At 70.7% G+C, this 17,115-nt stretch carries 17 protein-coding genes; 8 read left to right on the top strand and 9 right to left on the bottom strand.

All coding sequences use genetic code 11. From position 1 onward, the window contains the following. Window positions 1-76: 76 nt before the first annotated feature. Entirely contained in the window at window positions 77-385 is a 309-nt protein-coding gene (locus ACFSOX_RS16435) for a 4a-hydroxytetrahydrobiopterin dehydratase (RefSeq protein ID WP_378478894.1), read from the bottom strand. A 118-nt stretch (window positions 386-503) separates the two neighbouring features. On the opposite strand from ACFSOX_RS16435, the gene ACFSOX_RS16430 reads away from it, so the two are divergent. Both ACFSOX_RS16430 and ACFSOX_RS16425 read left to right on the top strand, forming a co-directional pair. Then, window positions 504-1,622: a site-2 protease family protein gene (locus ACFSOX_RS16430; protein WP_378478893.1), complete on the top strand. Its 1,119-nt coding sequence runs from the start codon at window positions 504-506 to the stop codon at window positions 1,620-1,622. A gap of 412 nt (window positions 1,623-2,034) precedes the next feature. Then, window positions 2,035-3,561 (top strand): TAXI family TRAP transporter solute-binding subunit, encoded by a 1,527-nt coding sequence (locus ACFSOX_RS16425; RefSeq protein ID WP_378478892.1) that lies wholly within the window; start codon window positions 2,035-2,037, stop codon window positions 3,559-3,561. A gap of 396 nt (window positions 3,562-3,957) precedes the next feature. On the opposite strand, the gene ACFSOX_RS16420 is transcribed toward ACFSOX_RS16425, so the two are convergent. The 3 genes from ACFSOX_RS16420 to ACFSOX_RS16410 all read right to left on the bottom strand — a co-directional run bounded on the left by ACFSOX_RS16420 (window position 3,958) and on the right by ACFSOX_RS16410 (window position 5,648). Continuing rightward, window positions 3,958-4,368: a hypothetical protein gene (locus ACFSOX_RS16420; protein WP_378478891.1), complete on the bottom strand. Its 411-nt coding sequence runs from the start codon at window positions 4,366-4,368 to the stop codon at window positions 3,958-3,960. 199 nt (window positions 4,369-4,567) lie between these two features. Then, on the bottom strand, window positions 4,568-4,753 hold the full coding sequence (rpmF, locus tag ACFSOX_RS16415; RefSeq protein WP_111359959.1) for a 50S ribosomal protein L32: 186 nt from the start codon (window positions 4,751-4,753) through the stop codon (window positions 4,568-4,570). A 175-nt stretch (window positions 4,754-4,928) separates the two neighbouring features. Beyond that, a complete protein-coding gene (locus ACFSOX_RS16410) occupies window positions 4,929-5,648 on the bottom strand; it encodes a transglycosylase domain-containing protein (RefSeq protein WP_378478890.1) in 720 nt (239 codons plus the stop codon). A 217-nt stretch (window positions 5,649-5,865) separates the two neighbouring features. Here ACFSOX_RS16410 and ACFSOX_RS16405 point away from each other — a divergent pair, with 217 nt between their 5' ends. The 3 genes from ACFSOX_RS16405 (at window position 5,866) to ACFSOX_RS16395 (ending at window position 8,928) form a co-directional block, all read left to right on the top strand. Beyond that, the gene (locus ACFSOX_RS16405) at window positions 5,866-7,482 is read left to right on the top strand and encodes a Na+/H+ antiporter (protein WP_378478889.1); all 1,617 of its coding nucleotides are present in this window, start codon (window positions 5,866-5,868) and stop codon (window positions 7,480-7,482) included. 28 nt (window positions 7,483-7,510) lie between these two features. Continuing rightward, window positions 7,511-8,605, top strand: coding sequence for a c-type cytochrome (locus tag ACFSOX_RS16400; protein WP_378478989.1), 1,095 nt, complete (start codon window positions 7,511-7,513; stop codon window positions 8,603-8,605). Between the two features lie 140 nt (window positions 8,606-8,745). Continuing rightward, window positions 8,746-8,928, top strand: a complete 183-nt coding sequence (locus ACFSOX_RS16395; RefSeq protein WP_378478888.1) for a hypothetical protein — start codon at window positions 8,746-8,748, stop codon at window positions 8,926-8,928. Window positions 8,929-8,938: 10 nt separating this feature from the next. Here the strand turns inward: ACFSOX_RS16395 and ACFSOX_RS16390 are convergent, their stop codons facing one another. The 3 genes from ACFSOX_RS16390 to gshB all read right to left on the bottom strand — a co-directional run bounded on the left by ACFSOX_RS16390 (window position 8,939) and on the right by gshB (window position 10,982). Then, window positions 8,939-9,544, bottom strand: coding sequence for a nucleotidyl transferase AbiEii/AbiGii toxin family protein (locus tag ACFSOX_RS16390; RefSeq protein ID WP_378478887.1), 606 nt, complete (start codon window positions 9,542-9,544; stop codon window positions 8,939-8,941). A gap of 76 nt (window positions 9,545-9,620) precedes the next feature. Then, complete coding sequence (locus ACFSOX_RS16385) at window positions 9,621-9,941, bottom strand: hypothetical protein (RefSeq protein WP_378478886.1); 321 nt, start codon at window positions 9,939-9,941, stop codon at window positions 9,621-9,623. A 96-nt stretch (window positions 9,942-10,037) separates the two neighbouring features. Then, entirely contained in the window at window positions 10,038-10,982 is a 945-nt protein-coding gene (gene gshB, locus ACFSOX_RS16380; RefSeq protein ID WP_378478885.1) for a glutathione synthase, read from the bottom strand. 116 nt (window positions 10,983-11,098) lie between these two features. Between gshB and ACFSOX_RS16375 the strand changes: the two genes are divergently transcribed. Further along, window positions 11,099-12,823, top strand: a complete 1,725-nt coding sequence (locus ACFSOX_RS16375; protein ID WP_378478884.1) for a methyl-accepting chemotaxis protein — start codon at window positions 11,099-11,101, stop codon at window positions 12,821-12,823. Between the two features lie 132 nt (window positions 12,824-12,955). On the opposite strand, the gene kce is transcribed toward ACFSOX_RS16375, so the two are convergent. Then, complete coding sequence (kce, locus tag ACFSOX_RS16370; protein WP_378478883.1) at window positions 12,956-13,936, bottom strand: 3,5-dioxohexanoate:acetyl-CoA acetone transferase; 981 nt, start codon at window positions 13,934-13,936, stop codon at window positions 12,956-12,958. A gap of 250 nt (window positions 13,937-14,186) precedes the next feature. Between kce and ACFSOX_RS16365 the strand changes: the two genes are divergently transcribed. Beyond that, a complete protein-coding gene (locus ACFSOX_RS16365; protein ID WP_378478882.1) occupies window positions 14,187-14,465 on the top strand; it encodes a hypothetical protein in 279 nt (92 codons plus the stop codon). A 209-nt stretch (window positions 14,466-14,674) separates the two neighbouring features. Here ACFSOX_RS16365 and ACFSOX_RS16360 read toward each other — a convergent pair whose 3' ends face one another. Beyond that, window positions 14,675-14,986 carry a hypothetical protein gene (locus ACFSOX_RS16360; protein ID WP_378478881.1) on the bottom strand — a complete coding sequence of 104 codons (312 nt, stop codon included), beginning with the start codon at window positions 14,984-14,986 and terminating at the stop codon, window positions 14,675-14,677. 387 nt (window positions 14,987-15,373) lie between these two features. On the opposite strand from ACFSOX_RS16360, the gene ACFSOX_RS16355 reads away from it, so the two are divergent. After that, window positions 15,374-17,035: an EAL domain-containing protein gene (locus tag ACFSOX_RS16355; protein ID WP_378478988.1), complete on the top strand. Its 1,662-nt coding sequence runs from the start codon at window positions 15,374-15,376 to the stop codon at window positions 17,033-17,035. Window positions 17,036-17,115 lie beyond the last annotated feature (80 nt).

Genomic DNA, 17,115 nt, shown 5'->3' with positions numbered 1-17,115 from the left:
TGGTCCGCATCGTCGACGACATGGGGATTCGGCGGGTCGGTTCAACCCGCCGTCCGGGCGGTGAGGCGACGCAGCGTCACGGCTGAACGCCGGTCGCCGCCGCGATCGCCTCCATGGCGCCGGCGAGCGCGATGTCGCGCTCGGTGACGCCGCCGGCGTCGTGGGTCGCGAGCGTCACCGACACGGTCCGGTAGACGTTGAACCATTCGGGATGATGGTCGTGCTTCTCGGCGACCAGCGCGACCCGGCTCATGAAGCCGAAGGCGGCGTTGAAGTCGGCGAAGGTGAACACCTTGGTGATGGCGTCGCGCTCGGTGGCGTCCTGCCAGCCGGGCAGGGCGGCCAGCGCCACACGGCGGCGCTCGGGGTCAAGAAGCTCGCTCATCGGGGGGTCTCCTCGTCGCAGGGGCGCGGCCGCGTCTGGTGGGCGGCGCCGCGCGATCATATCTGCCGGAAAGGGGCGCTGGCGACGAGGCGTTCGCGCGCAGGAAGCGGAGGCGCAGATGCCGTGGTCCGTGAACATCGGGTCGATCGCCGGCACGGCGGTGCGCATCCACGTCACCTTCGTCCTGTTCCTCGTCTGGATCTTCGGCGCGAGCTGGGCGCAGGGCGGCGTCGACGCGGCGGTGTCCGGCCTCGTCTTCATGCTGCTCTTGTTCGCCTGCGTGCTGGCGCACGAGTTCGGCCACATCTTCGCGGCCCGCGCCTTCGGGGTGGCGACGCCCGACGTGACGCTCTTGCCGATCGGCGGCGTGGCGCGGCTCGAACGAATTCCGGAAGCGCCGGGCGAAGAACTCCTGGTGGCGGTGGCGGGTCCGGCCGTCAACGTGGTCATCGCCTTCCTGCTGATCGTGGTCGGCGGCGCCGACCCCTCGATCCGCAACCTCGCCGCCGTCGACTCGACCGCCGCGTCGATGATCGACAAGCTCGCCGCCGTGAACATCTTCCTGGTGCTGTTCAACATGATCCCGGCCTTCCCGATGGACGGCGGCCGGGTGCTGCGGGCGCTGCTCGCCGTCAAGCTCGGCCATGTGCGGGCGACCGAGATCGCCGCCTGGATCGGCCAGGCGACCGCCTTCGCGTTCGGCTTCATCGGGCTGTTCGTCAATCCGATGCTGATCTTCATCGCCATCTTCGTGTACCTCGCCGCCGCCTCCGAGGCGCAGCTCGTCGCCATCCGGGCGATGTCGCGCGACGTGCCGGTCGCCGCCGCCATGATCACCCAGTTCGCGACGCTCGCCCCGGACGAGCCGATCGAGGCGGCGATCGAGACTCTCCTGAGCACCAGCCAGCAGGAGTTCCCGGTGGTCGACGGCGAGCGGCGGCTGGTCGGCGTGCTCAGCCGCGCCGACATGATCCGGGCGCTGAAGGATGTCGGCCCGCAGGCGCCGGTCGCCGAGGTGATGACCGGCGACATCCCGCTGATGAGCCATCGCGGCCGCCTGGAAGCCGCCTTCGCGATCCTGCAGGAGAAGCAGAAGCCCGCCGTCGGCATCGTCGACGCGAGCGGCCGGCTGATCGGCCTCGTCACCTCCGAGACGGTCGGCGAGATGCTGATGGTGCGCGAGGCGCTGCCCAAGAACACCCGCCTCGGCCCCTGGGGGCGGGCGGCGGGCGCGTAACACCTTTTGGTCATTCCCGACGTTGCTGCCGCGGATGCTGCCTCGTGCCGTGTCCCGGGCACGGCGCAACGCGCCGCGAACCGGGATCCGGGGCGAAAAGCACCGTGATCCCGGACCGCCTGACGCACCTTGTCCGGGGCACGCGGCGCGAACACCGAAATCGAGGCGACCGGGTTTTTACCCTGCGGAACGGAACCGTCGGCCTCGCGCGATCGTGCCTTTGCGCTGCCGCATCGGCGTGACCAAATCGACGGTTCGCGCCCGCCGTGCCCGCCCCGCGTCCCGCCGGAGACCCGCCAGAATGCCGTTTCTCCTCCATCGCCCTGTCGCCCTGGGGGCGGCTCGCGACCGCCTGGCGGAGCGCGGAGCAGGTCGCGACCGGTCGTCGCGCTCGCGGCGGACGCTGCGGCGCGTGAAGATCCTGTCGCGGCAGACGCCGCTGCTGCTGCTCGCCGGCCTGTTCGTCGTCACCGGCGTGGTCGCCGGCGTGTTCTACTTCAACGACCGGCCGACCACGCTGCGCATCGCCGTCGGGCCGCCCGGCAGCGAGGACGCGCGGCTCGTGCAGGCGATCGCCCAGCAGTTCGGCCGCGACCGCAGCGCCACGGTGCGGCTCGCTCCGATCGTCAAGGACGGACCCGGCGCCGCAGCCCGCGCCCTGCAGAACCGCGAGGTCGACCTCGCCGTGGTCCGCCGCGACGTCGCCTTCCCGGCCGCAGCCCAGGCCGTCGTGGTGCTGCACGACAACGTCGCGGTGCTGATGGTGCCGGCCGAGGGGTCGCTCGCCGCCGGCGGGCCGACGTCGGAGGAGCCGGCCCGCACCGCGCCGCGCCGCCGTGCCAAGGCCTCGGCGAAGCCGGCCGCACCGGCCCCGGCGAAGATCGACAGCATCGCGGCGCTGGCCGGCCGTCGCGTCGGGCTCGTCGGTCCCGGCATGGGCGACCGCGAGATTCTGGAATCGATCCTGCGCCAGTACCAGGTGCCGGCCGACAAGGTGACGGTGGTGCCGCTCGACGCCCGCGACGTCGTCTCGGCGCTGCGCGCCCATCCGGTCGACGCGCTTCTGGCGCTCGGCCCGGTCGCGAGCCCGCACGTCGCCGGCGCGGTCGCGGCGGCCAGCAGCGGTCGCACCGGCCCGACCTTCCTGGAGATCGGCGCTTCCGAGGTGATCGCCGCCCGCATGCCGGTCTACGAGGAGGCCGAGCTGAAGGCGGGTGTGTTCGGCGGCCAGACCCCGCAGCCGCCCGACGCCGTCGAGACGATCGGCTTCAAGCACTACATCGTCGCCCGCCGCAGCGTGCCCGAGGACACGATCGCCGACCTGACGCGGCAGATCTTCATGGCCCGCCAGACGCTGTCGTCGGAGTTTCCGATGGCGGCCCGCATCGAGAAGCCCGACACCGACCGCGACGCCGCCGTGCCGGCGCATCCCGGCGCCGCTGCCTATATCGACGACGATCAGAAGAGCTTCTTCGATCGCTACAGCGATTTCATCTATATCGGCGCCATGGCGCTGTCGGGCGTCGGCTCCGGCCTCGCCTGGCTGGCGAGCCATCTGCGCGCCGACACCCGCTCGCGCCGGCAGCGGCTGCTCGAGCGGCTGGTCGCGCTGATCCGCGAGGCGCATGCGGCCGAGACGGTCGCGGCCCTCGCCACGCTCGACCGGGAGATCGACGACATCCTCGCCCGCGTGCTGCTGCCGGGCCGCCGCGACGGCCTCGACCAAGCGTCGCTCGCCGCCTACACGCTCGCCTTCGATCAAGCGCGCGCGGCCGTGACGGCACGGCGCGCGCAGCTCGCCGGTGAAGCGCTCGTCGGCGACGCGCCCGCCGCACCCGAGCCGGCGCTGCCGACCGAGACCGGGGCCGGGGCCGCAGAGACGGCGCCCGCGTCGAGCGCCACCATCCTTCGGATACTCAAACCCGGCGAGGGGGCGTGAGCTCGCCGACGTGATCCGTCACCCCGAGGTGACCGCGCGAACGCGCGTCGCTCGAAAGGCGACGGCCCGAACCTTTCGGTTTCCGGGGCAGCGACGCGGGATCCGCCTCGGCTCGCATCCTGCGCGGCCCGGCTTCGCCGTGCACCTTCGGTGGATTTATTGCCGTGCGCGCCTCGCAACGTGAATATCAGCTTATCGAAGTGCCGCCTTATCACACCACGAGTGGGCGGCTTCGCCCGAGCCCATTCTTCATCGGAATCGGAATCGGACTGCTCGCCGCTTGAATTAACCAGCTTGTTCGGGGCCACAACCCAGCGCTGCGCGGCTTTACCCAATTTGGAAGGCTCGAGAGCCGGCCGTGAACGAAGCAGCCGGCGTGCGTCCCCGTCCCGATTTCTAATCGCCCCGCACCGTCTCCAGCGAGACGTCGCGCTGGGCCGTGCGCAGCGACACCGTGAAGCCGGCGATCACGTCGACGAACGCGATGACCAGCAAGAGAAAGAAGGTCGCCGTGGCGGTCTCCGGCACCACCAGGAACTCGATCAGCATGGCGATGAACAGCAAGAGCGACAGCACGTGGTCGACCACGCTGCGGCGCGACATCCGGGTCGCCTTGGCGATCTCCAGGAACAGGAACACCAACGCCACGACGACCAGGGCGTCGCCGAAGGTCAGCACGAACTCGGCCTGCGAGATCATCCGGACCTGCAGGAGCGGATCGGTCCAGACGAAACCGCTCAGCAGGAAGGCGACGATGTTGTAGATCGCGAACGGAACGAGGAGCAGCGGAAAGCCGAGCATGAACATCGACAGATCCTCGAAACGACCTGGGGCGGAATGGCCCGCCTCTTAAACGCGCCGCCCGTGTCCGTCCAGTGACGCGGCGCATGCGCGTGCCGGAAACGCCGAAAACGCCCGGGCGCGGCGCGCACGGACGTCGTCTGCGACCTCTCGCGGTCGCGGCGGGCGGGCGACGACGCGGGTCCGGCTCGCCGGACCCGGCCGCTCAGTCCTCGGACTTCTTGGTGAAGATCTGCCGGCCCCGATACATGCCGGTCTTCAGATCGACGTGGTGCGGACGACGCAGCTCGCCCGAATCCTTGTCCTCCACGTAGGTCGGCGCCTTGATGGCGTCGGCCGAGCGGCGCATGCCGCGGCGGGAGGGCGAGGTCTTTCGTTTCGGCACGGCCATGGGTGCGGTCTCCTCGACAGGGGCCGGCAGCGAGGACGCGCCGATGCCCGGTTTTCCGGAAAGTGGGGCCTTATAAAGCAAGCGCCCCGGGCTGGCTAGAGCGGTTTTTCGAGGGGCCGGCACCAGGCTGCGCGACGCCCGGGGGGGTGCGACGCCCCCTCACCGCCGAACGATCTCACCGCCGCCCGGCCGCCACACAGCCCACGCGCGCCTTGACGGCGCGACGCTCGTGGATGCCGGCGAGGCGGCGCAGGCCGGGGCCGGGCTTGGCGCCGTTGCGCCGGTGCGGATCGGGCAGCATCGCCGCCATCAGGGCGGCCTGGCCAGCCGAGAGGTCACGGGCCGAGCGGCCGAAGGCCCGCCTCGCGCCGGCCTCGGCACCGAACTCGCCGTCCGGCCCCCATTCGGCGACGTTGAGATAGAGCTCCATCACGCGCCGCTTGCCGAGCACGAGATCCATCCAGACGGCCAGCGGCGCTTCGAGAATCTTGCGCACGAAGCTGCGGCCCGGCCACAGGAAGACGTTCTTGGCGAGCTGTTGGGAGATGGTCGAGGCGCCGCGCGCGCCCAAGAGCCCGTCGTCCTCGATGGCGTCGCGGATCTCGGCGAGATCGACGCCGCGGTGGGCGCAGAAGCGCGCGTCCTCGGCGACGATCACGGTCCGGGGCAGGATCGGGGCGATGTCGGCGAGCGGCACCCACACGCGCTCGACCCGCTGCCCGGTCAGCCAGCGCCCGAGCATCAGGGTCGACACCGGCCGGCCGACATGCAGGAACGGCGTCAGCACATAGGGCAGCAGCAGGAGAACGAGCACGACCACGACGCCGAGCGTCAGCCAGCCGCGCCAGCCGGCGGGACGGGCGAGCCAGCGCCGCGGTGCGATCGTAGGGCTCATGGACTCATCCTAGCGTCATTTCCACCGAACTCGACCCACCCTCCGCACATCCCCGCGACGGCGGGGTTCCGGGGCCACGCGTCGAGCGGCCCCTGGGTTCCCGCCGTCGCGGGGACGAGCGGACATCGAGCCGATCCGTCACCACGAGCCCCCCTCTCGCGCCCGATCGCAGCCGCGTCCTTGCACGGGCGGAAAAACTCGACCAGTTTCCCGCGCCATGACCGCGATCATCCAGACCTTCCTGCTCCTCCTCGCCGTCCTCGTCGCGGTCGCCGTGCTGGCCCGCCGGCTGAACGTCGCGCCCTCGATCATCCTGGTGATCGCCGGCGTCGCGCTCGCCTTCGTGCCGGGCCTGCCGGCCATCGAGCTCGCCCCCGAATTCGTCCTGCTCGTCGTGCTGCCGCCGCTGATCTATCTGGCCGGCGTCGCCATGAGCTGGCGCGAGTTCCGCTTCAATCTGCGCTCGATCTCGCTGCTCGCCTTCGGCTGCGTCGTCTTCACCACGGTCGCGGTGGCGGCCGGCGCGCACTACATCATCGGCCTGCCCTGGCCGGTCGCCTTCGTGCTCGGCGCCATCGTGTCGCCGCCCGACGTCGTCGCGCCGCTCGCCGTCGCCCGCCGGCTCGGCCTGCCGCGTCGCGTCCTCGTCGTGCTGGAGGGCGAGGGGCTGGCCAACGACGCGACCGCCCTGATCCTCTACCGTTTCGCGGTCGCCGCGGTGAGCACCGGCGTCTTCTCGTTTCCGCAGGCCGCCGGCACCTTCGGCGCCATCGTGGTCGGCGAGATCGTCTGGGGAATCGCGGTCGGCTGGATCAGCCTACGGCTGCGCCACTGGGCGCGCGACCCGCGCGTCGAGATCACGCTGTCGATCATGACGCCCTATCTCTGCTACTGGGTGCCCGAGCATCTCGGCGGCTCCGGCGTGCTCGCCACCGTCGCGGCCGGCCTCTATGTGAGCTGGAACGGGCCGCTCCTGATCTCGTCCGCGACGCGCCTGCAGGGCGTGTTCTTCTGGGATCTGTTCGTCTATCTGCTCGAAGGCTTCATCTTCCTGATCACCGGCATGCAGGCGCGCGCGCTCGTCGAGCGCATCCAGTCGCATTCGCTCTCCGAGATCGCGGCCGGCATTCTCGTGACGACCGCGATCTGCATCGTCGCTCGCTTCGTCTGGGTGTTCCCGGCCATCTACCTGCCGCGCTGGCTGATCCCTTCGCTGGAAGCCCGCGACCCGGCGCCGATCTGGCAGCGCCCGTTCATGATCGCTTTCGTGGGCGTGCGCGGCGTCGTCTCGCTCGCCGCCGCGCTCGCGCTCCCCTTCGCCCTGCAGTCGGGCGCGCCCTTCCCCTATCGCGACTTCATCGTCGTGGTGACGTTCGGCGTCATCGTCATCACGCTCGTCGGCCAGGGCCTGATGATGCCGCTCGTCATGCGCTGGCTCGGCCTCGCCGCGGTCGGCACGGCCGAGGCCCGCATCATCCGCGAGCAGGAGCTGAACGCCCGCCATTCCGCCGCGGCGGCCGCCCACGCGCGGCTCGAGGCGATCGCCGGGCGCGACGGGCTGACGATCGACGGGGACGTCTCGGCCCTGCTCGAGGCGCGCAACGCACAGCGGACCCGGGTGGTGCCGCGCAGCCTCGACGACGAGGACTTCGCCACCGCCAAGCTCGGCGCGAAGCTGCGACTCGAGCTGATCGAGGCGGAGCGCGTGCATCTCCACAAGCTGGAGCGGGACGGCAAGATCACCGACGAGTCGCGCCGCCGCATCGAGCGCGAGCTGGATCTCGAGGAGGCGAGCATCGCCTGCAAGTCGGAGGCCTACGACCCGCCGCTGTAGCCCCGTCCTTCGGGGTCGCGCCGTGTTGATGCTTTCGTCACCGCGATCGGCCACACTGGCGCGCCGGTCCCGTTCCTCCGTCCGTCCGAACCCGGAGCCCCCGATGCGCCGTCTCGCCGTGCTGTCGCTCCCGCTCGTCGCCGTCACGGCCGCCGGGCTCGCGCTCGCCCAGTCCGCGCCACCGTCTGCGTCGTCCTCCGCGCCGCCGCCCGGACCGGACCGCATCCTGACCGCACCGGAGATCGGCGCCCTGCCCGACGACCCGCCGGCCCGCCTGGTGCGCCGCGGCCGCGATCTCTTCACCGCCACCTACGCGCATATCGGGCCGGAGGTCGCCGATCCGGCGAAGCGCTTCGCCGGCAACAACCTCGCCTGCGGCAACTGCCACCTGCACGCCGGCACCAAGAAGTTCGGCCTGCCGATCTACGGCCTGTTCGAGACATTCCCACAATACAGCGCCCGGGCCGGCGCCGAGGTGACGATCGAGGACCGCATCGAGAGCTGCATGACCCGCAGCCTGAACGGCCGGCCGCTGCCGAAGGACGGGCCGGAGATGGCGGCCTTCGTGGCCTATGTGAAGTTCCTGTCCGAGGGCTACCGGCCCGGCCAGCCGGTCGCCGGGCTCGGGTCCGGCGCCATGCCGGAGCTCGACCGCGCCGCCGACCCGGTGCGCGGCAAGGCGCTCTATGCCAAGGCTTGCCTCGATTGCCACGGCGCCGACGGCCGGGGCATCCGCCGCAGCCTGCCGACCACGGATCTCGGCTACATGGTGCCGCCGCTGTGGGGGCCGGACAGCTTCAACGACGGCGCCGGCATGGCCCGCCTGATCACGGCGGCCAACTTCCTGCACTTCAACATGCCGCACGGCACCGACCATCTCGACCCGCAGCTCGCGGTCGCCGACGCTTGGGACATCGCCGCCTACATGGTCTCGCAGCCGCGCCCGCAGCGCGCCGGCCTCGACAAGGATTTTCCCGATCTGCTCCTGAAGCCGGTCGACACGCCCTACGGCCCCTATGCCGACGGTTTCACGGCCGAGCAACACAAATACGGCCCGTTCGCCCCGATCCGCGCCGCGATCGACAAGCTGAAGGCCGAGAAGGCCGCGGCGCCGCCGCGATAGCGCGGGCCACCGTCGCCCCCGACGAGAACGATTCCAGTCCGATCACAACCGGACACAACCCGAAATCGAGCGGAAAGAACATTTACGGAACAGATAGGGTACGTTATGGTGGCGGGCATCGCCTCTCTCGGAGCCCGGACATGGTGGACATCGGCACGCTTCGTCTCGAACTGCAGCAGGCCCGCAAGGCGCGCCTGGAGGCGCAGGCCTCGGCCTGCGACATCGAGACCCTGCTCGACAGCGTGAGGGGGTCGGAGCGCGCCTGGTACCGCCTCCCCTACGGCCGCGACACGGCGACGCCGGACTTGTTCTCGCTGGGGTGAGGGCACGGGCTCATTGCCCGAACGGATCGACGATGGCGTAGCACGGGCCGATCGGGACAGCGAGGCTCCCGGGTGTCGCGCCGACGGCCGGCAGGGCGCGAACCGCGTCGCGGGCGGACGTCAGGATGTCGCGGTCGGCCGCCGCGACAGACGGCACGTCGGCGAAGTAGCCGATCGCCCTTAGCACGGTCGCCGGTTCCCCGGCGAACAGGGCGCGAAACGCCGCGACGCCGCTCGCCAGCGAGACGCCGGCACGGAGCAGGGCCGCGATATCCTGGTAATCGCGGGCCTGGGCACGGTCGAGTATGGCTTTGAGCTTGGTGCCGAGAAGGTCGAGCGGTGATGCCGCCAACAGCACACCATCGGCAGTCTGAAGCGGGTCGGCCACGCGGCCGATATCGACACCGCCGAAGAACGACAACTTCACGGCCTCGTCTGCGATCGAGACGGACGCGACCAGGGTGTCGACGCTGTCCTGCAGGAGCGCCGCGTCGGCGACGGCCGGGAAGGCTGCGTAAATCTCATCCTTGTCGAGCGGCTCGGCCCGGAAAAAGTCGAAGTCGACCGAGGTGCGGTGGCCTAGATAGAGCGCCACGGCCGTGCCGCCGTAGAGCACGAAGCCGAGCCCCGACGCCGGCGCGAGCGACGGCCACAGACGGTGCTGGGCCGGTGGCAGCACCTCGAGCCGAGGCTCAAAGCAGTTCGGCATGGAACGCCCGTTTCGGTGGCGCCTCGGGGATGTCGGCGCAGCCCTGCGCTAGCAGGCGGCCACGCCAGAACGCCCACGACCGGGCGTCGATCCAGCCGGCACGCGCCCGCAGCATCACGGCGCGCAAATCCTGCGGCGCCATCACGGCCTCGAGCCGGAGAATGTCGTCATAGGTTCCGAGACTCATGACCTGGGCGACGGTCACGTCGTCGCCCGTCCCGGCGTCATCGGACCACCACACGTAGCGGCGCGCGAGATCGTCGAGGGTCTCGCGGCGGCGGTCGACGGCAGGGGTGGTGCGCATGATGATGCCGAGACGGGTCCGGGAAACGCCGAGCCCATCATAGCCGATTTCGGAACGATTGCGGCGCCATGTTCGGCCGCCCCTCTCCGCCGCGCGTCAGCCGCCCCGCTTCTGGGCGATCGTGTCCCAGATCAGGGCCGCGATGTCGGGGCCGCCGAGATTCTTGATGGCGCGGATGCCGGTCGGCGAGGTGACGTTGATCTCGGTGAGATAGCCGTCGATCACGTCGATGCCGACGAACAAGAGGCCGCGCGCCCGCAGCGCCGGCCCGATGCGCTCGCAGATTTCGCGCTCGCGCGGGGTCTGATCCGTGGCCTGGGCGGCGCCGCCCCGCACCATGTTGGAGCGCAGGTCGTCGGCCGCCGGCACGCGGTTGACGGCGCCGGCGAACACCCCGTCGACCAGGATGATGCGCTTGTCGCCCTTGGCGACCGCCGGGAGGAACTTCTGGATCACCCACGGCTCGCGATACGTCACCGAGAACATGTCGTAGAGCGAGCCGAAATTGAGGTCGTCGGTCGTCACCCGGAACACCGCGCCGCCGCCGTGCCCGTAGAGGGGCTTCATCACGATGTCGCCGTGCTCGGCCCGGAAGGACTGGATCTCGGCGCGGTCGCGGGTGACCAGGGTCGGCGGCATCAGGTCCGGGAATTCGGTGACGAACACCTTCTCGGGGGCGTTGCGCACATGCGCCGGGTCGTTGACCACCAAGGTCTTCGGGTGCAGCCGCTCGAGCAGATGGGTCGCCGTGATGTAGCCGAGGTCGAAGGGCGGATCCTGCCGCATCAGGATCACGTCGTAGGACGACAGCGCCTCGCGCCGCTCCTCGCCGAGCGTGAAATGGTTACCGGGCTCGTCCCTTACGTCTAAAGAATTAGTCCGCGCGTAAATATCACCGTCTCGGAGTATAAGTCTTTCGGGGGTGTAGTAGGCGAGTTCGTGACCCCGCGCCTTGGCTTCGAGCAGCAAGGCGAAAGTCGAATCCCCCCGAATATTGATCCGCTCGATCGGATCCATCTGCACGGCCACGCGATATTTCATGTCGAGGCACCAATCCTGGAGCTGGCACAACGGTTACTTAACGGCACCCGGAGATGATCGCGAAACTTCGCCTAAATCCTGCCGGAGGCCCTTCCGTGTTGCACGCGTTCTCCCGAGTGTCCATCGCAGCGAAGCTCTACACCATCTTCGCCGTTCTCGGCCTCACGCTCCTGGCGCTCGCCGTCGTCGGCAACCGCAGCGCCTCGCTGCAGGCCGAGCTCGCCGCCGAGATGGACGCCGCGGCGCGCGGCGCCCGCAACATCGAGCGGGTCAACAGCCTCGTCTACGCCGTGGTGATGGAGTCGCGCGGCATCTACATGTCGACCGATCCCAAGGTGGTGAAGCGCTACGGCGAGGGCCTGCTGCGCTTCAACGACCAGATCGACGGCGTGATGAAGGAGTGGCGCGGCATCGTGCGGGCCGACGACACCGCCCAGTTCGAGACGCTCGCCAAGCGGGTCCAGCAGTTTCGCGAGTTCCGCGCCGAGCTGGTGCGCCGAGCGAACGAGATCTCGCCGGCCGCCGGCCGCGAATGGGGCGACAACGACGCCAACCGGGCGGTCCGCCAGGCGCTCAACAAGGATCTCGAGGAGATCGCCAAGGTCTATGCGGCCCGCGCCGACAAGGCCCGCGAGCTGGAGGCGAGCACCAAGGCGAGCCAGCTCCTGCAGGACGCGATCGCGGTGCTCGGGCTCGGCTTCGCGATCGCCGGCATGCTGGTGATCTGGCGCGCCGTGGCGCGGCCGCTGTCGACCATGACCCGGACGATCGAGGCGGTCGCCGAGGATCGCCACACCGGCGAGATCACCTATCTCGACCGCGCCGACGAGATCGGCGCCCTCGCCCGCGCCGTCGCCGTGTTCGAGAAGGCGATGGCCCGCAACAAGGAGCTCGGCATCGCGGTCAAGGCGCAGGGCGAGGCGGTGGCCGGCCGCAACCGGCGCATCCAGGAGGCGATCGAGGCGTTCCGCGGGTCGGTCGAGCACATTCTGAAGTCGGTGACGCGGGACGCCGGGCAGATGCGGGCCGCCGCCGAGTCCATCACCGGGATGGCGGCCGACGCCGCCCGCGAGGCCGCCGCCGCGTCGCTGGCGACCGAGCAGGCGTCGGGCAGCATCCAGACCGTCGCGGCCGCCGCCGAGGAGCTGTCCAGCTCGGTCGGCGAGATCGGCCGCCAGGTCGGCCAGGCGACCGCCATCGTGGCCGATGCGTCCGAGCGGACCGAGCGGTCGGTCGGCGAGATCGAGGGCCTTGCCGCGGCGAGCGTGCGCATCGGCGACGTCGTCCAGCTGATCCAGGCGATCGCGGCGCAGACCAACCTGCTCGCCCTCAACGCCACCATCGAGGCGGCGCGGGCCGGCGAGGCCGGCAAGGGCTTCGCGGTCGTCGCCCAGGAGGTCAAGACCCTCGCCGGGCAGACCGCCAAGGCGACCACCGAGATCTCCGAGCAGGTCGGCGCCATCCAGGCCTCGACCCGCAGCGCCGCGAGCGCCGTCGCCGAGATCGGCACGGCCATGCGCCGGATCTCGGAGGTGACCAGCACGATCGCCACGGCGGTCGAGCAGCAGGACATCGCCTCGCGCGAGATCTCGCAGAGCGCCCAGATGGCGGCACACGGCAATTCGAGCCTGGTCGGCAACATCGCCGGCGTCACCGGGGCGATCGACGAGACCAGCCGCTCCGCCGCCGGCGTGCTCGACAAGATCGGCGGCCTCACCCGCGACACCGAATCGCTCGCGCGGTCGATCCAGGAGTTCTTCGAGCGCCTCGGGCAGGAGCAGGTGTCGGGTCAGCAGGTGTCCGGTCGCCCGGCATCGGGCATCACGTCGCACGCGGCTTGAGACCCGGCATTTCGGGGCGACGCGCCGCGCCGAACCCGGACTCCAGCGGAGAACGCGGAATTCGCCGATGGATTCCGGGTTCGTGCGCCTCACGGCGCACGCCCCGGTTCAGGGCCGTCGGTGGCCGTTTCGTCAGAACCCGACCTTGTCGCCGCCCTTGAGCGCGAGAATCTGCCGGGCCTCGGCCGGGGTCGCGATCTCGAGGCCGAGGCCCTCGATGATCTGGCGGACCTTGGTCACCTGCTGGGCGTTGCTCTCGGCCAGCTGGCCGGGGCCGATCCACAGCGAATCCTCGAGGCCGACCCGCACGTTGCCGCCCTGCGCCGCGGCGATCGCGGCGGTCGGCATCTGGGCGCGGCCGGCGCCGAGCACGGACCAGCGATAGGTGTCGCGGCCGAGCAGTCGGTCGGCGGTCCGGCGCATCATGGCGATGTCCTCCGGATGCGTGCCCATGCCGCCGAGAATCCCGAACACCGACTGGACGAAGAGCGGCGGCTGAACCAGGCCGCGCTCCAGGAAGTGGGCGAGATTGTAGAGGTGGCCGATGTCGTAGCACTCGAACTCGAAGCGGGTGCCGTTGTCGCGGCAGGTCGCCAGCACGAACTCGATGTCCTTGAAGGTGTTGCGGAAGATCAGATCCCGCGTGCCCTCCAGATAGGCCGCCTCCCAGTCGTGCTTGAACGTCTTGAAGCGGTTCAGCATGGGATAGAGGGCGAAGTTGAACGACCCCATGTTGAGGCTGGCGAGCTCGGGGCTATGGACCGCCGCCGGCCGCACCCGCTCCGACACCAGCATGGTCGGCGCGCCGCCCGTGGTGATGTTCACGATCGCGTCGCAGCCCGCCTTGATGGTCGGCAGGAACTTGGCGAAGGCCTCGGGCGACTGGTCGGGCCGCCCGGTCTCCGGGTTGCGGGCGTGCAGGTGGACGATGGCGGCGCCGGCCTTGGCGGCGCCGATCGCCGACTGGGCGATCTCGTCCGGCGTCACCGGCAGGTAAGGCGACATCGACGGCGTGTGGATGGCGCCCGTGATGGCGCAGGAGATGATCACCTTGTTCTTCGGTGCGGGGCTCTTCGGAGTGGTCGCGCCACTGGCCGCGGTGCTGGCCGACATTCTGTGTCTTCCTCGGTTGATGCGTTCTGGGACGGCGACGTCCCGGTCTCCCCGGCGCACGCGGCGTGTTGGTCGTCTTGTCTCGCGGGCCGCGTCCCCCGACGGCGAGCTTACATGGTTCGATCGACCTGACCAGATCCGGTGTGAGGTTCCTCACACAGCCTCCCGGGCGGCCTGAACGCGGCGTTTCGGGGCGGCGACACATGGACAATCGCGGCGGCCGCCGCGTCCAGCCGAAGGAGAGACCACGATGTCGTTCAAGACCAAGCTCGCCGCTGCCGCCCTCGCTGCCGTCACGCTCGCCGGTACCGTCGCCGCCTCGACCGGCGAAGCCGCCGCCAAGCCGAAGTTCGGTCCGGCGATCGGCTTCGGCCTCGTCGCCGGCACGGCGATCGGCCTCGCCGCCGCCTCGTCGGCCTACGCCCACCCCTACGGCGCCTACGGCTATTACGGCCCGGGCGGCTGCCGCTGGGTTCCGGTGCACAACTACTACGGCCAGTATGTCGGCTCGAAGCGGGTCTGCTGGTGATCCCATCGGTCGTCCGCCGTCACCGACCGGGTGACGGCGCACGACAGGCCGGCGGGATCGGTCGGGGATCGGCGCGTTCCCCCCACGCCCCTCGCGGTACCGGCCTCTCTCGAAGGCCCGCCCGGCTCCCCCGCCGGCGGGCCTTGTCCGTCGGGTGATGTCGTCGTCGACGGTGGACGGGCGGCGGCCGTCACCGGGACGGCGCGCCGTCAGGCCGAGACGGCGAGGCGTCGCGGCGCCGTCGTCGTGGTGGCCCGCCCGGTCGCCCCGTAGGCGGCCTGCGCCTCGTCGGGCGCGGCGCGGCGCAGCTCGCGGGTCTGCGGCAGGCCGCGATTGGTGGCGATGAGCTGGGCGACGAAGCCGGCGAGGCTGCGCCCGGCCGGCCGCGGCGGCGGATCGCGGGTCACCGGGACGAGGGCGCGGCTCGGCAGCTCCGGCTCTGCGGCAGGCACCTCGGCGTCGCGCCGGCGGCTGTCGCGCAGCACGGCGGAGAAATGCGAGACGCTCTCGATCGGCCGCATCGTCTTGGTCCTGTTGCGAAACGATCCTGTTGCGGAACGGTCCTGTTGCGGAACGGGACAGGGCTCCGTCGCTCCCTTCGACAGCGCAACGCCCGTGCCGGCGACGGGTTCGGCGCCGCGCCCGCGGTCGCGGCGTTCGTCCCGATTCACCGTTCGGAGCCCACGTTAGCACTTGCTTAACCATTTCCCGATAGGCTGACGCCCACGCCGCTCGTCCGTCCATTGGCCAGTGACACTCCGAGAAGCGATTCCGACGTGACCCGAAACGAGACGCCCGTCTGCCCGCAATCGGGACATCCGGCTGCGGATGGCTCGCTGTCGGCGTCGACCGCCGTGCCGGTCGCGTCGCCGGCCTGTCCGCGCGCCCTCGACGCCTGCGGCATCCTGATGTCGATCGGCGACGTGCCCTATGTCTGGGACGTCGCGACCGACCGGTTGCGCTGGGGCGGCAACGCCGCCGACGTGCTGGGCGTCACCGACGCGGCCTCGATCGCGACCGGCCGCGGCTTCGCCCGCCTGCTGGCGCCCGACACGACGGAGAGCCGGTTCGACGCGGTGATGCGCTCGGGCACGACCGACGCCGGCCAGGGCGTCCCCTTCTCGGTCCAGTACGCGCTGGTGCCACCCGGCCGGCCGGACGAGCCCTTGTGGGTCGAGGATGTCGGCCGTTGGTTCGCGGGCTCGCGCGGCGAGCCGTCGCGCGTCCACGGCATCGTGCGGGTGATCACCGAACGGCGCGCCCGCGAGGAGCGGCTCACCTATCTGTCGCGCTTCGACGACCTCACCGGCGAGATGAATCGCTGGCACTTGACCGAGGTGCTGGCCGCGACCGTCGAGGAGACGGTGCGGTATCGCGCCTCCTGCGGCTTCCTGCTGCTCGCCATCGACAATGTCGGCCGCATCAACGAAGCCTACGGCTACGAGGTCGCCGACGAGGTGGTGGCGTCGGTCGCCAAGCGCCTGCGCGCCCGCATGCGGGGCGGCGACCATCTCGGCCGCTTCTCGGGCAACAAGTTCGGCATCATCCTCAAGCAGTGCACGCCCGACGACCTCAAGATCGCGGCCGAGCGCCTGCTCGCCGGGGTGCGCGACGGTGTCGTCCAGACCAAGGCCGGGCCGGTCGCCGTCACGGCGTCGGTCGGTGGCGTGACGGTGCCGCGCCACGCCCGCTCGGTGCGCGACGTGCTGGCCCGCGCCAAGGAGGCGCTGGAGACCGCCCAGGCGAAGCGCAACGGCTCGTTCCACGGCTACCAGCCGAACGTCGAGCGCGACGCGCTGCGCCGCGCCAGCGTGCGCACCTCCGACGAGATCATCACGGCGCTCAACGACCGCCGCGTCGACATCGCCTTCGAGCCGGTGATGCACACGGGCGCACGGACGCCCGCCTTCCACGAGTGCCTGATGCGCATCCGCCGCTCCGACGGCGAGCTGATCCCGGTCGGCGAGATCGTGCCGATCGCCGAGCGGCTCGGACTGATGCGGCTGCTCGACCATCGCGTGCTCGAGCTGGTGCTCGACGCGCTGCGCCGGATGCCGCAGCTCGTCGCCAGCGTCAACGTGTCGCCGGCCTCGACCAGCGATCCCGACTGGTGGGAGGCGCTCGCCGCCGGGCTGCGCGGCCGGCCCGCCCTCGCGCGGCGGCTGATCATCGAGATCACCGAGACGGCGGCGATCCACGACCTCGACGAGACGCGCGGTTTCGTCGCGCGGGCGAAGGATCTCGGCTGCCGGGTGGCGATCGACGACTTCGGTGCCGGCTACACGTCGTTCCGCAACCTGCGCAAGCTCGGCGTCGACATCGTCAAGATCGACGGCGCCTTCGTGCAGCACCTCACGCGCTCGGAGGACGACCGCGCCTTCGTGCAGACCTTCCTGGATCTGGCCCACCGGCTCGGGCTTCAGACGGTCGCCGAATGGGTGCAGGACGAGGAGGCGGCGGCGCTGCTCGCGTCGTGGGGCTGCGATTATCTGCAGGGCCGCCTGACCGGCCTCGCCACGATCGAGCCCCCGTGGCCGAGCGTGACGGACTGCGGCGCCGCGGCGAGCTGATCACGTCGCGAATAGTGCGTGGCGAGTAGCAACCATTAGATTTTGAGTGGTTTAGGAGCTGGGGATTTGTGGACAGGCGA

Origin of the sequence: Rhodoplanes azumiensis, from assembly GCF_042682915.1 — a bacterium.
Classification (GTDB): Bacteria; Pseudomonadota; Alphaproteobacteria; order Rhizobiales; family Xanthobacteraceae; genus Rhodoplanes; species Rhodoplanes azumiensis.
This window is presented reverse-complemented; position numbering and strand designations above follow the sequence as displayed.